Annotated in this window: 11 protein-coding genes; 5 read left to right on the top strand and 6 right to left on the bottom strand. The window is 66.3% G+C overall.

Features of this window, described 5'->3' with window-relative positions; genetic code table 11:
- Positions 1-20 precede the first annotated feature (20 nt).
- The 3 genes from BSQ44_RS01185 to BSQ44_RS01170 form a co-directional block, all read right to left on the bottom strand.
- Complete coding sequence (locus BSQ44_RS01185; protein WP_162276726.1) at positions 21-1,925, bottom strand: TRAP transporter large permease; 1,905 nt, start codon at positions 1,923-1,925, stop codon at positions 21-23.
- Positions 1,926-2,073: 148 nt separating this feature from the next.
- Positions 2,074-3,138, bottom strand: coding sequence for a TRAP transporter substrate-binding protein (locus BSQ44_RS01175; RefSeq protein ID WP_072601559.1), 1,065 nt, complete (start codon positions 3,136-3,138; stop codon positions 2,074-2,076).
- Positions 3,139-3,340: 202 nt separating this feature from the next.
- Complete coding sequence (locus tag BSQ44_RS01170; RefSeq protein WP_072601558.1) at positions 3,341-4,264, bottom strand: LysR family transcriptional regulator; 924 nt, start codon at positions 4,262-4,264, stop codon at positions 3,341-3,343.
- A gap of 167 nt (positions 4,265-4,431) precedes the next feature.
- Here BSQ44_RS01170 and BSQ44_RS01165 point away from each other — a divergent pair, with 167 nt between their 5' ends.
- Positions 4,432-5,532, top strand: coding sequence for an amidohydrolase family protein (locus tag BSQ44_RS01165; RefSeq protein ID WP_210187910.1), 1,101 nt, complete (start codon positions 4,432-4,434; stop codon positions 5,530-5,532).
- Entirely contained in the window at positions 5,529-6,716 is a 1,188-nt protein-coding gene (locus tag BSQ44_RS01160; protein WP_083534320.1) for a CaiB/BaiF CoA transferase family protein, read from the top strand. Before BSQ44_RS01165 ends, BSQ44_RS01160 begins: the two co-directional genes overlap by 4 nt.
- Before the next feature lie 19 nt (positions 6,717-6,735).
- On the opposite strand, the gene BSQ44_RS01155 is transcribed toward BSQ44_RS01160, so the two are convergent.
- Both BSQ44_RS01155 and BSQ44_RS01150 read right to left on the bottom strand, forming a co-directional pair.
- A complete protein-coding gene (locus BSQ44_RS01155; RefSeq protein ID WP_072601556.1) occupies positions 6,736-8,298 on the bottom strand; it encodes a trimethylamine methyltransferase family protein in 1,563 nt (520 codons plus the stop codon).
- A 39-nt stretch (positions 8,299-8,337) separates the two neighbouring features.
- Positions 8,338-8,964 (bottom strand): TetR/AcrR family transcriptional regulator, encoded by a 627-nt coding sequence (locus BSQ44_RS01150; protein WP_072601555.1) that lies wholly within the window; start codon positions 8,962-8,964, stop codon positions 8,338-8,340.
- A 123-nt stretch (positions 8,965-9,087) separates the two neighbouring features.
- On the opposite strand from BSQ44_RS01150, the gene BSQ44_RS01145 reads away from it, so the two are divergent.
- From BSQ44_RS01145 to BSQ44_RS01135, 3 genes are all read left to right on the top strand, one after another.
- Positions 9,088-11,124 carry an NADH:flavin oxidoreductase gene (locus BSQ44_RS01145; protein WP_072601554.1) on the top strand — a complete coding sequence of 679 codons (2,037 nt, stop codon included), beginning with the start codon at positions 9,088-9,090 and terminating at the stop codon, positions 11,122-11,124.
- A gap of 115 nt (positions 11,125-11,239) precedes the next feature.
- Positions 11,240-12,598, top strand: coding sequence for a phosphohexomutase domain-containing protein (locus BSQ44_RS01140; protein ID WP_072607781.1), 1,359 nt, complete (start codon positions 11,240-11,242; stop codon positions 12,596-12,598).
- Between the two features lie 119 nt (positions 12,599-12,717).
- Positions 12,718-13,905, top strand: coding sequence for a M24 family metallopeptidase (locus tag BSQ44_RS01135; protein WP_072601553.1), 1,188 nt, complete (start codon positions 12,718-12,720; stop codon positions 13,903-13,905).
- Here BSQ44_RS01135 and BSQ44_RS01130 read toward each other — a convergent pair.
- Positions 13,902-14,318: a cupin domain-containing protein gene (locus tag BSQ44_RS01130; protein ID WP_072601552.1), complete on the bottom strand. Its 417-nt coding sequence runs from the start codon at positions 14,316-14,318 to the stop codon at positions 13,902-13,904. The two genes, BSQ44_RS01135 and BSQ44_RS01130, sit on opposite strands and share 4 nt — an antisense overlap.
- Position 14,319 lies beyond the last annotated feature (1 nt).

The raw sequence follows: 14,319 nt of genomic DNA, 5'->3' as shown, positions 1-14,319 counted from the left end.
ATCCGCAGGTGAAGGCTTCCTCACATCAGCGAGGGCAAGAAGAGGCTGATCTGCGGGAATATCACGATGAGGCCGATGAGGATCACGAAGGCGATCCAGAACGGGAAGACGCCTCGGAAGACGTCGTACATCGAGACGTCCTTGGCCATCGTGGCGATGGCGAAGACATTGACGCCGATCGGCGGGGTGACCACGCCGAGTTCCACCATGATGACCACGACCACGCCGAACCAGATCGGGTCGAAGCCGGCGCTCATGGCGACCGGGAAGAACAGCGGCACGGTGAGCACAAGCGCCGGCAGCGCGTTCATGAACATTCCGATCAGCACGTAGAAGAGCAGGATCGCGCCGATCAGCTGGTACTTGCCGAGTTCCAGGCCGATGATCAGGTCGGCGAGCTGCTGCGTCAGGCCACTGATGGCGATGAAGCGGCTGAACGCGGTGGCGAACATGAAGATGACGATGATGCCGGCCGACAGCAGCAGCGTCCGCTCGATCGAGTGCCACAGCGTCGCCCAGGTGAGACGCCGCATCGCCGCGGCGATGACCAGCGCGCCGAACACGCCGAGGCCGCCGGCTTCGTTGGGCGTGACGATACCGGTGTAAATCCCGCCGAGCACGAGCAGCATCAGGAGGATGATCGGCCACACCCTGGCGCTCGCCTGCTTGCGCTCGTCCCAGGTGCTGACCTCGCCGCGCGGCGCCAGTGCCGGGTTGAGCTTCGCCCGAATGGTGATCAGCGACACCAGGATGATCGTGAAAAGGATGCCGGGCAGGATGCCCGCCATGAACAGCTTGCCGATCGAGACCTCGGTGATCATGCCGTAGACGATGAAAGCCAGGCTCGGCGGGATCATCACGCCGATGGTCGCCGCGCAGGCGATGGAAGCGGTGGCGAGCTTCATGTCGTAGCCATAGGCGCGCATCTGCGGCAGCGCGATCGAGCCCATGGAATAGACGCCCGACAGCGTGTCGCCGACGATGGAGGACAGGCCGGCGCAGGCGACGGTCGATGCGGAGGCGAGGCCGCCGGGCAGGTGCCCGATCCAGCGGTAGGCGGCGCGGTATAGGTCCTCCGCGAAGCCGGAGGCGACGACGATGAGCCCCATCCAGGTGAACAGCGGCACGACGCTCCAGGTCTGGTCGCTGACGACGTCGATGGTGGTGGTGCCGATGCTGGTCAGGCTGGCGTTGGCGCTGATCAGGATGCTGATGCCGACCAGCGAGGTGACGGCCATCGCCGCCGCGACGTGGACGCCGAGAAAGATCAGCGCGAAGCAGAGGCCTATTGCCGCAAGCCCGCGCGTTTCGCGCGGCAGGTCGAAGGGCAGGGCCTGGGGATATAGCGCCATCACCAGGATCGCCGCCACGACGACGATCCAGGCGAGCAGGATCGCCACGGCGCGCGGATCGCGAAGGCGCGCGACGGCACCGACGCCGGCAGCGAAACTCCTGAGCAACGCCAGCGAGAAGAGGAAGACGAAGAAGGTGCCAAAGGCCACGAACGGCCATTCCGGCACGAGGAGGACGCCGGTGACGATGCCGTTCTCGTAGAGATAGACCGCCTGCGCCCAGATCATCACGCCGGTCACGACCATTGTCGCGCAGGTGAGCAGCAGGCCGCCGGCGATGGTCGGCGCACGGGCGTATTCGGGTAGGGCCTGCAGCACGAGGTCGACGCGGATGTGGCCGCCCTCGAGCTCCACCGCGGCGAGCGTGGAGAGCGCCACGAGGATCATCAGGAGGCCGGTCATCTCCATGCCGCCCGGCACGACGACGGAGAAGAGGTTGCGCAGCACGACGTCCGCGACCGTCAGTCCCATCATCGCCAGCAGCGCGATGGCTCCGACATAGATCGCCGCCCGGCTCGGAATTGCGATGATGCGCCCGGCGGTTCGGGCGAGCGACGGGCGCGGGGCCGGCATGTCATTTTCGGCCGCTGCCGGCTGCATCGACTGCCCCACGCTCCTGCACTTCCTTCTCGTCGACGGAAGGTCCCGCCGGTAACAGAGACCGCCGGGGCGAGGGGGCGTCCGATGAAGCAGGACGCCGCCCTCCACGCCCGGTCCAGGTTTAGTTCTGGTCGTAGAGTTTCATGAGGCGAACCGCCTCGTCGAGGATTTCCTGGCCGGGAATGCCGGCTGCGTCCGCCTTCTTCACCCACTCGTCCCAGAAGGGGCGCATCTGCGTGGCCAGCACCGCGGCCTCGTCGGCCTGGAGCGAGAAGATATTCTCCGCCGGGATGGTCGACATCGCCGCCGCCGCGCCATCGGTCGTATTGTAGAAGAAGTATACCGGCCGCAGGTCGGTCAGGTGGCTCTGCTCCTGCGGCGTCAGGCGGTCGAACGTGTCCTTGTTCATCACAGTGCTGTAGGAGCCCGGGTTGAGGTTGAGCAGCGTGTGGTAGGTGGTCACTTCGTTGAGCTTGAAGTTGTTGACCCAGCCCCAGGCGCACAGCACCCCGTCGACCGCACCGCGCTGGAGCGCCAGATACGCGTCGGGACCGACCATCACGCTGGCGCTGGCGCCGAGCAGTTCGAGAACCGCGACGCCGGCCGAATCCTGCGCGGCGAAGACCTTGCCCTTGACGTCGGGCAGCGTGCGGACCGGCTCACGGGTGTGCAGGTGCGAGCCCATCGCGACGAAGGTCGCGAGATCGACGACGTTGTCCTTGTCGGTGAACAGATTGCCCATTTCCGGGAACTTGTCGCGCAGGCGCCAGTAGACGATGCTGGCCAGTGTCTGGTTCTTCGACAGGCCCGGAAGCGCAAAAAGCTCCATCTGCACGAACTTGCCCGGCAGCACCGGGTGCCAGACGAAGCCTATGTCGAGCAGGCCGGAGCCGGTCGACTGCAGCCAGTCCTTGAACGGCGTCACCGAATTCGGCGGGAAGAACGTCACCTCGGCGCGGCCGCCGGTGATCGTCTCGATCTGCTTGGCGTAGCGGCGGTCGAGATCGTTCCACGGCGTACCGTCGGGCGAGGCGAACTGCATCTTCAGTTCGATCTCGGCGGCCGCCGCAGCGGGGCCGCTCGCCAGTTGCGCGCCTGCCAGCGTGGCGATGGTGAGCCCGCCGAACGCCCGGCGGCTCAGCCCGTGCTTGGACATGCCGTCCGTCGTCGAATTTTTGTTTGTCATTATCTATCCTCCCGCCCCCGATGGGTCACCGGCCGCCGACCGTCCATTTACGAATGGGCGAACGTGCGGCCGCTGCGTGACGCGTGTCCGGTGCGCTTGCCGCCCATGCCATCGGGCGGTGCCGCGCTCCTCCACCAGCGACGGTAGTGCCGCCGCACCCTAAGGGAAACTAATTTCTCCTAAAGAGCTTCGTAACGGCTGCTTAAAGCTGGCGCATCATGCGCTGCCATTCGTCGTCGCAGCGCTGCAACTCTTGGCGGAAATAGTCGTAAAGCTGCTGAGAGGGACGCGACAGCGGCCTTTGAGCGGGATGGATGAGCGCGAGTTCGACCCCGAACTTGGGATCGAGGATAGGGCTGACGGTCAGGCGGTCGTTGCCGAGTTCCTTGAGGCAGATCCAGAAGGGGAGGATACCCGACCAGTCGGTCAGGCTCAGGAATTCAAGCCCCGCCGAGAGGCTGGAGATGGAGATCGTCCGCTCGACCGCGATCTCGCCGCCGCGGATCGCGGCCTCGATGCGCGGCTTCAGGCTGTTGGTGGCAGAGGGAACGAAGAGCTTCAGCGGCGCGACCTCGCTGAGCCGCACGGGCTTCATCGGCACCAGTCCGCGCCGCGAACCGGATATGAGCGCAACTGGGAACTTGCCGATCGGCGTAGCGGCGAGCCCGGTCTGGCGCGCGGCGAACTGGCCGACGTAGAAATCCAGCGCGCCGCCGGAGGTCTCGGCGAGCAGCGTGTCGGCCGTGCCGCTGGCGATCTCGAAATCGACGCGCGGAAACTCGCGCGTGAACCGGGCGAGGGCGGCCGGCAGCACTGCCTTCGCCAGTCCAGGCACGAAGCCCGCGGCCACCGTGCCGCTGAGGCCGGCGGAAAAATCCTCAAGCTCCATCTCCGCCTCGGAGACCGATTTCAGGACGGCGAGGCAGCGATGGTAGAAGCGCCAACCGGCCGGGGTGGGATTGACCCCGCGCCGCGTGCGTTCGAGCAGGCTGGTGCCGAGGCGCCCTTCGAGCGCCGACATTTGCTGGCTGATGCCGGAGGCCGTGCAGTTCAGCCGGTTGGCCGCGGCACTGAGCGAACCGGCCTCGCAGGCGGCGACGAAATAGCGGATCTGCCTGAGGTCCATCGCGGGATCGGCTCCGGAAGGAGTGTTGCTGTTAGCAATCCATAACACGCTCCTAAGGAATTTTAACTACCGGTAAAGCCACGAGCCACCCTATGGTCGTGAGCCGCGCGTCCGGCCAGCGCGCGCGAGGTGCGGGCTGTCGGGAGAAGGCGGCACGGGGAGGAACGATGACGCCGCAGGAGCGGAAGACCTGGATCGGGATGATGGGAGCGCGCGGTGCCTGGTGGGACCTGCGCCGCGAAGCGATCCTGGAACCGGACTGGGAGTGCGTCGACACCCATTTCCACCTGTGGAAGGAGCAGCTGTTTCCCGACCCGCAGGAAGGCACCCTGTCGCTGAGGACCAGCCGATACCTGCTTGACGAGTTCCTCGAAGATGCGTGCGCCGGCCACAAGGTCACGCAAGCGGTGTATGTGGAATGCGGATCGGAGTACCGCACCGGAGGACCGCCCAACCTGCGCGTCGTCGGCGAGACGGAGTTCGCCGCCCGGCTCGCCCGGCAGCAGGCCGGCAGCTTCCCGCAAGTCGGTGCGATCGTCGCGCATGCAGATTTGCGCGATCCGGACCTAGGGACCGTGCTCGACGCCCACCGGGAGGCCGGAGGGTCTTTGTTTCGCGGCGTGCGCCAGAGCGGCGCGCGGCTGGCGGACCCGGCGGCGCGGCTGATCGCGGGTGCGGCGCCACCCGGCCTTTATGCCGATCCAGCCTTTCGGCGCGGGCTAGCGCTGCTGGGCGAACGCGGCTTGATCTTCGACAGCTTCCAGTTCCACTTCCAGCTCGACGATCTCGAGGTGCTCGCCCGCTCGGCTCCGGGAACGGTCATCGTGGTAGATCACCTCGGTGCGCCCGTCGACTACACCCCCGCTCGCGCGGAGGATCAGCCGGCGTTCCTCTCCTGGGCGAAGAGTGTGGAATCTCTGGCCCGGCTTCCGAACGTCGTCATGAAGCTCGGCGGGATGGCCTCGATCGTGACGGGCTATGACGGCCACCGGCGCGAGACGCCGCCGTCGTCGGAAGAGTTCGTCGAGGAGCGCGGCGGCTATTTCCGCCACGCGATCTCCTGCTTCGGGCCGGAGCGCTGCATGTTCGAGAGCAACTTTCCCGTCGACAGCACCTCGATCGGCTACGTCGTGCTGTGGAACGCCTACAAGCGCATCGCCGCCGAACATCCCGCCGATGCGCGCCAAGCCCTGCTTTGCGACACCGCGCGGCGCGTCTACGGCATGGACGTGGGCGCCGCGGCGGCTTCCCCCGAACGGAGACCATGATGCTGCCACTGGAAGGCTTCCGGGTGCTCGACCTCACCCACGTGCTGGCCGGTCCCTGCGCGACGCATCACCTGCGCTGCCTGGGCGCCGAGGTCATCAAGATCGAGCGACCGGAAAGCGGCGATCCGATGCGCGCACTGGGCGTCCAGCCGCAGTTGCGCGGCCTGCCGCCGGGCTTCCGGGCGCTCAATGCCGGCAAGAAGTCGGTCGTCATCGATCTTGCCACCACGGAAGGGCGCGAGGCCGCGCTCCGGCTCGCGGCCACGGCCGACATCTTCGTTGAGAATTTTCGCCCCGGCGTGGCCAAGAGGTTCGGCCTCGGACCCGAGGCGGTGCGAGCGGTGAGGCCCGACATCATCTACTGCTCGATCTCGGGATGGGGCCAGTCCGGGCCGCATTCGTCGCGCGGGGCATACGACCACGTTGTACAGGCCGCAACCGGTATGATGGCGCTGCAGGGCTCAGGTGCGGACGACCCGCCGGTGAAGGTCGGGTTTCCCGTGATCGATATCGCGACCGGCATCAGCGCGGCCGAGGCGATCCTTGCCGCGGTCGTCAGGCGGCTGCGGGGCGACACCGCGCCTATCACTCTGGACGTCTCGATGGTCGATTCGGCGCTCGCGCTGATGTCGGGACCGGCGGCCGCCACGTTCGAGAGCGGCGAGGCCCCGGACCGCGTCGGCAATCGCGGGTTCGTGGGGAGCCCGGGTGCGGAGACCTTTGCAACCGCCGACGGCCACATCTCGGTCGCGGCCAACACCAAGGGCCAATTCGCGACGCTCTGCCGCCTGCTCGGGAAGCCGGAGCTGGCGCGTCCGCCGCACGTGCCGGAAGGGCTGTCGGACGGCTCGTTCCTTGCCGGACTCGCCACCGATGCCCTGCGCGCAGAACTCGTGGCGGCGTTCGCGGCCAGCGACGCCGCCGCGTTGGAAACCGAGCTCAATGCCGCCGGCGTGCCTGCCGCGCGGGTGCGCGATCTCGGCGAGTTCCTGCGCGACGTCTACCCGCGGACCGAAGGCATCGGCATCGCCGGCGAGCCGGTCGCGGTGGGGCCGGCATTCCGCTGGATGGGCGAGGAGAAGCTGTCGCTGCCGCCGGCGCCGCTGCTTGGCGCCGACACGGACACTTCGATCGCCGCTGGTACGCCCAGCGCGGCGCGCGTCACGTCGATGGGTCGCCGCTAGGCGGCGCGTTTCGGTTCGCTCAGTACCAGGCGTCCTCGGACCCGGCCTTCTTGCGGGCCATGTAGTCGAGCAGCGCTTCGTCGATGCCCTCGTCGAGCGGCGGGGCTTCGTAGTCGGCGAGCATCTGCTTCCACTTGCGGTTGGCGCGAAAGGCGGTGTCGGTGCTTCCCGCCGCCTCCCATTTCTCGAACGGCTCGTTGTCGGCGACGCCCGAATCCCAGAAGGCGGTCTCGTAATTCGCCATGGTGTGGGCGCAGCCGAAGAAGTGGCTGCCGGGGCCGACCTCGCGGAAGGCGTCGAGCGCCAGCTGGTTGTCGTCGATCGTCACGCCGTCGAGATAGGTGTGCAGCGCGCCGCAGAAATCGGCGTCCATCACGAACTTCTCGTAGGACATCGACAGGAGCCCGTCGAGGAAACCGGCCGAATGCAGGATGAAGTTCGCGCCGCAATGCACGGCCGCCAGCATCGACATGGTGCTCTCGTTCATCGCCTGCGCGTCCGGCAGCTTGGAGGTGGTGAAGGAGCCCGAGCAGCGCAGCGGCAGGCCGAGGCGCCGCGCGAGCTGGCCGATCACCATCGAGCCGATCGCCGGCTCCGGCGTGCCGAAGGTCGGCGATCCTGAGCGCAGCGACATGGACGACAGGAAATTGCCGAAGATGACCGGCGCGCCGGGCCGTTCGAGCTGCGTAAGCGCGCAGCCCGCCATCGTTTCGGCGAGCGACTGCGCGATGGCGCCGGCATTGGTGACCGGACCCATGGCGCCGCCGAGGATGAAGGGCACGATGACCGCCGCCTGGTTCGCCCGCGCATAAGCGCGCAGCGCCGTCGTCATGGTCGCGTCCCACACGAGCGGCGAGTTGACGTTGACGTTGCCGAGGATGACGCAGTTCTGCTCGACGAAGTCCTCGCCGAAGACCAGCCGCGCCATCTCGATCGATTCCTCCGCGCGGTTTTCTGCCGTCACCGAGCCCATGAAGGGCCGGTCGGAGTAGCGAATATGGCTGTAGACCATGTCGAGGTGGCGCTTGTTGACCGGCACGTCGACCGGCTCGCAGATCGTGCCGCCGGAGTGGTGCAGCCAGGGCGAGGCCTGCGCCAGCTTGATGAAGTTGCGGAAATCCTCGATCGTGCCGTAGCGGCGACCCCGGTCCAGATCCATGACGAAGGGCGAACCGTAGGCGGGCGAGAAGACGACGGATTTCCCGCCGATGACCACCGATCTTTCCGGATTGCGGGCGTGCTGGGTGAATTTCGAAGGCGCGGTCTTGAGGACCTCCTTCAGGAGCCCGGGCTCGAACTTTACCAGCTGGCCCTCCACATCGGCCCCGGCGCGCTTCCAGTGGTCGAGCGCCACGGGATCGTCGCGGAACTCGATGCCGATCTCGGCGAGGATGCGGTCGGCCGTCTGCTCGATCCTGACGAGGTTTTCCTCCGACAGGATGTCGTAGGTCGGGATGTTGCGCAGGATGTAGGGTCGGCCGAGTCCCTGCGGTCCGTGGCTGCGCTGTTCGCGCCTGGCGCCGCGGCCCGACCTCTGCCGTTTCGGTGCGACCGTTGCAAGCTGCTCTTCTGCCGGGATCATGCGCCGCTCCTTAGTGGGTCGCCTACATCAGTCTCGCCGTCATTCCGAATAGCCGTGCCGCGCGTAGAAGCGGTCGAGCTCTCTCTGTTCGGGTGCCTGCCCGGTGAAGATCTCGACGTACTGCGGAATCCGCTTCATGCGCACCCCGATGTCTTCAATCGTCTGCATGGAGATGTAGCCGATCTGCACCAGATAGACCGTGCGCGCCCTAACGTCGGCGCCGGCCTCCTGCTCGCCGAAGCGGACGAACATCCTAGTCAGCGCCTCGATGCGCTGCTGGTCGGCCTTGCGGATCTCGGCAAGCGTCTCGGGCGACTGGAGCGCCCAACTCCTGACGGCGAACTCGAACTGAGAATCGAAGAGGCCGCGATCCAGCCAGCAGTCGGAGACGTTGAGCATCGCCTCGGCGATCGTCTCGGCATAGGCCTCGGTTCGGCCGATCAGATTGCCGGTGTTCTTCTCGCGCCAGCGCGCCACTAGCGCCGCCAGCAGCTCCTCGCGATCCCTGAAGAACCAATAGAAGCTGGTCCGCGAGAGGTTGAGCTTCCGGGCCAGCGGCATGATCTTGACCGCGTCGACCCCGGACTCCAGCAAGGCGTCGTAGGCCGCCTCCAGCCAGAGATCGGGAGAACCGCGCCAGCCGCTCTCGTTCAGCACCTGCTCCATCGCGCCATTCCTATGCGGAAATGGGCATAAGTGTCAATTGGAGGTTCATCGATGTCGACAATATTGACACTCATGTACATCTACCGCTAGCCTGATGCGAACGGTCCGAACGGAGCCCGGCGCATGGCGAATGATCCACTCCTGCAGCCTTTCCAGCTCAAGCACCTGACGCTTCGAAACCGCATTCTCACGACCTCGCACGAGCCGGCGTATCCCGAGGACGGGATGCCGAAGGAGCGCTACCGCGCCTACCATGTGGAACGCGCCAGGGGCGGCATCGCGCTGACCATGACGGCGGGCTCGGCCGCTGTCTCGAAGGACAGCCCGCCGGCCTTCAACAACATCCTTGTCTACAAGGACGAGGTGGTGCCGTGGGTGAAGGACCTGACGGACGCCGTGCACGAGCAGGGCGCGGCGGTGATGATCCAGCTCACCCATCTCGGCCGCCGTACCCGCTGGGACAAGGGATACTGGCTGCCGGTCGTCTCGCCCTCGCACCGGCGCGAGCCGGCGCACCGGGCTTTTCCGAAGAAGCTTGAGGACTGGGACATCGAGCGCATCGTCAGGGACTATGCCGACGCCGCCGAACGCATGAAGGCCGGCGGCATGGACGGCATCGAACTGGAAGCCTACGGGCACCTGATGGACCAGTTCTGGTCGCCGCTGACCAACGATCTCGACGGTCCCTATGGCGGGACGCTCGACAACCGGCTGCGCTTCGCCTTCGACGTGCTGACCGCGATCCGCGAACGCGTCGGCCCCGATTTCATCGTCGGCATCCGCTACACGGGAGACGAGATGCTGGAAGGCGGGCTCACGAAGGGAGACGGTCTCGAGATCTCCCGGCGCCTCAAGGAAAGCGGCCTGGTCGATTTCCTGAACGTCATCCGAGGCCACATCGAAACCGATGCAGCGCTGACCGACGTCATTCCGATCCAGGGCATGGCCGCCTCGCCGCATCTGGATTTCGCGGGCGAGATCCGCACCGTCACGGATTTTCCGACCTTCCACGCGGCGCGCATTCCCGACGTCGCGACCGCGCGGCATGCGATCGCCTCGGGCAAGCTCGACATGGTGGGCATGACCCGCGCCCACATGACCGACCCGCACATCGTCCGGAAGCTGATGGAAGGGCGAGAGGAGGAGATCCGCCCCTGCGTCGGCGCCAACTACTGCCTGGACCGCATCTACCAGGGCGGTGCCGCCTACTGCATCCACAATGCGGCGACCGGCCGGGAACTTACCATGCCGCACGTCATCCCCAAGGCGGACAAGCGCCGGAACGTGGTGATCGTCGGGGCCGGTCCCGGCGGGCTGGAGGCGGCGCGGGTCGCGGGAGAGCGCGGCCACGAGGTCGTCGTCTTCGAAGCCGCGGGCGATCCGGGCGGGCAGATCCGGCTGACGTCGCTCAGCCCGCGCCGCAAGGAGATGATCGGCATCATCGACTGGCGCATGGCGCAATGCCAAAGGCTCGGCGTCGCCTTCCGCTTCAACAACTGGGCCGAAGCGGACGCCGTCCGGGCCGAAGGGCCCGATGTCGTGATCGTCGCGACGGGCGGGCTGCCGCACACCGAGATGCTCTCGCAGGGCAACGATCTCGTTGTCTCCTCCTGGGACATCATCTCGGGCGACGTCAGGCCGGGCAGCAACGTGCTGGTGTTCGACGACGCGGGCGATCATGCCGCCCTGCAGGCGGCCGAGGTGCTGGCCGGCAGCGGCGCAAGGGTCGAGGTCATGACGCCCGACCGGACTTTTTCGCCCGAGGTCATGGGCATGAACCTCGTGCCCTACATGCGCTCGCTGCAGAAGCGCGACGTCACCTTCACCGTCACGTACCGATTGGAGGCCGTCGAACGCAGCGGCAACCAGCTGATCGCGACGATCGGCAGCGACTATGGCGGCGTGTCCCGGCAGCAAACCTACGATCAGGTCGTGGTCAACCACGGCACCATCCCGCTGGACGAGCTATATTTCGAGCTGAAGCCGTTCTCGACCAATCTCGGCGAGGTCTCGCACGACGAACTGATCACGGGCGTGCCGCAGTCGGTGGTGCGCAATCCCGATGGCGGCTTCCAGCTCTTCCGTATCGGCGACGCTGTCTCGGCGCGCAACACGCATGCGGCGATCTACGACGCATTGCGCCTGATCAAGGACATCTGAACCGCTCTCCCGGCGGGGTTTTCTTAAGCTTCATCCGCGAAGATGGCCGCGCCGGTGGGTGATAATCGCCTTGCCGGGCCTGTCAGGCAATCTGGAATCGGAACTCAGGCCGAAGATGACCACTTCCGCGTTCAAGGCGTACGACATCCGCGGGCGGATCCCGGCCGAACTCAACGCGCCGTTGGTCTACCGTATCGCGCAGGCCGCGGCCTCGGTGCTCGCACCGAAGACGGTCGTCGTTGGCCACGACATGCGTCAGGACAGCCCGGCCTTCGCGCAGGCGCTTTCGGAAGGATTTCTCGACAGCGGCGTCACCGTCCTGCCACTCGGGCTCTGCGGCACGGAAGAGGTCTATTTCAACACCGACCATCACGGCGCCGATCTCGGCATGATGGTCACGGCCAGCCACAATCCGGAAGACTACAACGGCATCAAGCTGATCCTGAAGCATGCCGAGGCTATCACCCGCGAGAACGGGCTGGCCGAGCTCGAAGCTGCCGTCTACGGCGGCGCGGAGTTTTCGCCCGTCGCGAGCTTCGCCGAGCGCGGGCGGCTGCGGACGCGGCTGGAGAAGGGACCCTATATCGACCGGTTGCTGAGCCAGGTGCGCGGTGTCCGGCTGAAGCCGATGAAGGTTGTCTGCCATGCCGGGAACGGCTGCGCGGGGACGATCATCGACCTGCTCGAGGACGCGCTGCCGGTGGAGTGGATCAAGATCGACCACGATCCCGATCCCGCGCTGCCCAACGGCATCCCCAATCCCCTCCTGCCGGAGAAGCGGGCGAAGGCGCGCGCGGCGGTGATCGAGAACGGCGCCGATCTGGGAATCGCGTGGGACGGCGATTTCGACCGCTGTTTCTTCTACGACCACCGGGGGAATTTCGTCGAAGGCTACTATCTGGTCGGGCTGATCGCCCAGACCATGCTGCGGTCGGAGCCCGGCGGAACGATCCTCTACGACCCGCGGCTCACCTGGAACACGGAGGACCTGGTCCGGGCCGCCGGCGGCAGGCCGGTCATGTGCAAGACCGGCCATGCCTATTTCAAGCAGGCGATGCGGCGCGAGAACGCGATCTATGGCGGCGAGATGAGCGCCCACCACTATTTCCGCGAGTTCAGCTGCTGCGACACCGGCATGCTGCCCTGGCTGATGATCCTGGTCGAACTCTCGCAGACCGGCCGCAGCCTGGCTGATCTCGTGGAGGAGAGGATTGCCGCTTTCCCGTGCTCCGGTGAGATCAATTTCCGCGTCGCCGATACGTCCGCGGCGATCGCAAGGGTCGCCGACGCCTTCGCCGCGGACGGGCCGGAGGTCATCCATCTCGATGGGCTGAGCATGGCCTTCGAGGAGTGGCGCTTCAACCTGCGCGGCTCGAACACCGAGCCCCTCTTACGGCTGAACGTGGAGTCGCACGGGAACCCGGAGCTGGTCTCGGCGATGACCCGACGGATCGGATCGCTCATCTCCGAATGACGCGTAAGAATCGGTTCTGAGACCGCTTCCGGGCGCTGCCTGCTCCCTAGACGACCGCCGGAAAATCGTGCGAAACTGGTCGGACCAGATAGCGATATTGCTGCGGGGAGGACCTTCAGATGACCATCCACCAACCTGGAATGGCACGGGACGTGCCGTTCGACACGGCCAAGCTGGACCGGCTGATGGAGGAGGCCGGCATCGACGTCCTGCTCGCGACATCCAAGCACAACACGCAGTACCTGCTCGGCGGCTACAGGTTCATCTTCTTCTCGGCGATGGATGCCATTGGCCACAGCCGCTACCTGCCGGTCGTGGCTTACGAGAAGGGGCGGCCTGAGCGTTCGACCTTCATCGGCAACCGCATGGAAGGCGGCGAGCACGAGAACCACCCGTTTTGGACGCCGTCGGTGCAGGCCGCGACATGGACGTCGCATGAGGCGGCGCGGCTCGCGGTGGAGCACGTCCGGAAGCTCGGGCTACACAATATGCGGATCGGCTTCGAGCCGGCCTTCATGCCGGTCGATGCCTACCGGATCATCGTCGACGGCCTGCCGGATGCTACCATGGTCGGCGCGACGGGCATGATGGAACGCATGCGCGCGGTGAAGACGTCGGGCGAACTGAAGAAGCTCAGGCACGCCTCAGAGATGATCACGGATTCCATGCAGGCGACCGTCGCCGCGGCGCGCGAGGGATCGACCAAGAGCGAGATCATCGAGCGGCTGCGGCAGGAGGAGACGAAGCGCGGGCTGCAGTTCGAATACTGCCTGCTGACGCTCGGCTCCAGCCACAATCGTGCCGCGTCGGACCAGGCGTGGAAGCCGGGAGAGGTGCTGTCGATCGATTCGGGCGGCAACCACCAGGGCTATATCGGTGATCTCTGCCGCATGGGCATCCTGGGCGAGCCGGATGCCGAACTGGAGGATTTGCTCGGACAGGTGGACGCCGTGCAGCAGGCGGCATTCGCGAAAGTGAAGGCCGGCGCGCCGGGCGGCGAGCTGATCGAAGCCGGGCAGAGCGCGCTGAAATCATCGCCCGTGGCAGGCTACACCGACTTCTTCGCGCACGGCATGGGGCTGATCACCCACGAAGCGCCCTTCCTGATGACCAACCACCCGGTAACCTACGACGGGGTCGATGCGGAGCGACCGCTGGAGGCGGGCATGGTGATCTCGGTCGAAACCACCATGCTTCACCCGAAACGCGGCTTCATCAAGCTGGAAGACACGCTGGCGATCACCGAAACCGGCTACGAAATGTTCGGCGATCGCGGGCGGGGCTGGAACCGGGGCGGGACGGCTTAGCCTTCCGCCTTCACTAGCTTGAAGTCCGGCAGTTCGCGCAGGGCGAGCTCCGGGCCGGCCGGCGAATAGACCACGAAAAGCTGCATCGGCTCAGAACCGGTGTTGAGGGTCGAGTGGAAGCGGCTTTCGGGCACGTAGATCGTGCAGCCCGGCCCGACTTCCTGCGTGATCGGATTGCCGTTCTCGTCCTCAACCATCTGTTCGCCGCGCCCCGAAATCACGAAGATGATCTCCTCGGCGCCGGGATGGTTGTGGCGCGTGTGGCCCTGACCGCTCGGCAGGTCGACGACGCCACCGGAAAAGCGCTGTGCGCCGTTCACTTCCGGCGCGACGGTGAGCGCCAGACGGCCCCAGTCGAAGGCGAAGGTGTCGACGTTCTTCGGATAGACGAACATTTTCCGGTCGCCGCTCATC

It is taken from the genome of Aquibium oceanicum (assembly GCF_001889605.1).
GTDB lineage: Bacteria > Pseudomonadota > Alphaproteobacteria > Rhizobiales > Rhizobiaceae > Aquibium > Aquibium oceanicum.
This window is presented reverse-complemented; position numbering and strand designations above follow the sequence as displayed.

Excerpts from the sequence above, each read along its gene's own strand:
- BSQ44_RS01160 (WP_083534320.1), top strand. The coding sequence starts at position 5,529 with ATGATGCTGCCACTGGAAGGCTTCCGGGTGCTCGACCTCACCCACGTG.
- BSQ44_RS01130 (WP_072601552.1), bottom strand. The coding sequence starts at position 14,318 with ATGAGCGGCGACCGGAAAATGTTCGTCTATCCGAAGAACGTCGACACC.
- BSQ44_RS01140 (WP_072607781.1), top strand. The coding sequence starts at position 11,240 with ATGACCACTTCCGCGTTCAAGGCGTACGACATCCGCGGGCGGATCCCG.
- BSQ44_RS01165 (WP_210187910.1), top strand. The coding sequence starts at position 4,432 with ATGACGCCGCAGGAGCGGAAGACCTGGATCGGGATGATGGGAGCGCGC.
- BSQ44_RS01155 (WP_072601556.1), bottom strand. The coding sequence starts at position 8,298 with ATGATCCCGGCAGAAGAGCAGCTTGCAACGGTCGCACCGAAACGGCAG.
- BSQ44_RS01150 (WP_072601555.1), bottom strand. The coding sequence starts at position 8,964 with ATGGAGCAGGTGCTGAACGAGAGCGGCTGGCGCGGTTCTCCCGATCTC.
- BSQ44_RS01185 (WP_162276726.1), bottom strand. The coding sequence starts at position 1,925 with ATGCCGGCCCCGCGCCCGTCGCTCGCCCGAACCGCCGGGCGCATCATC.
- BSQ44_RS01170 (WP_072601558.1), bottom strand. The coding sequence starts at position 4,264 with ATGGACCTCAGGCAGATCCGCTATTTCGTCGCCGCCTGCGAGGCCGGT.
- BSQ44_RS01175 (WP_072601559.1), bottom strand. The coding sequence starts at position 3,138 with ATGACAAACAAAAATTCGACGACGGACGGCATGTCCAAGCACGGGCTG.
- BSQ44_RS01145 (WP_072601554.1), top strand. The coding sequence starts at position 9,088 with ATGGCGAATGATCCACTCCTGCAGCCTTTCCAGCTCAAGCACCTGACG.
- BSQ44_RS01135 (WP_072601553.1), top strand. The coding sequence starts at position 12,718 with ATGACCATCCACCAACCTGGAATGGCACGGGACGTGCCGTTCGACACG.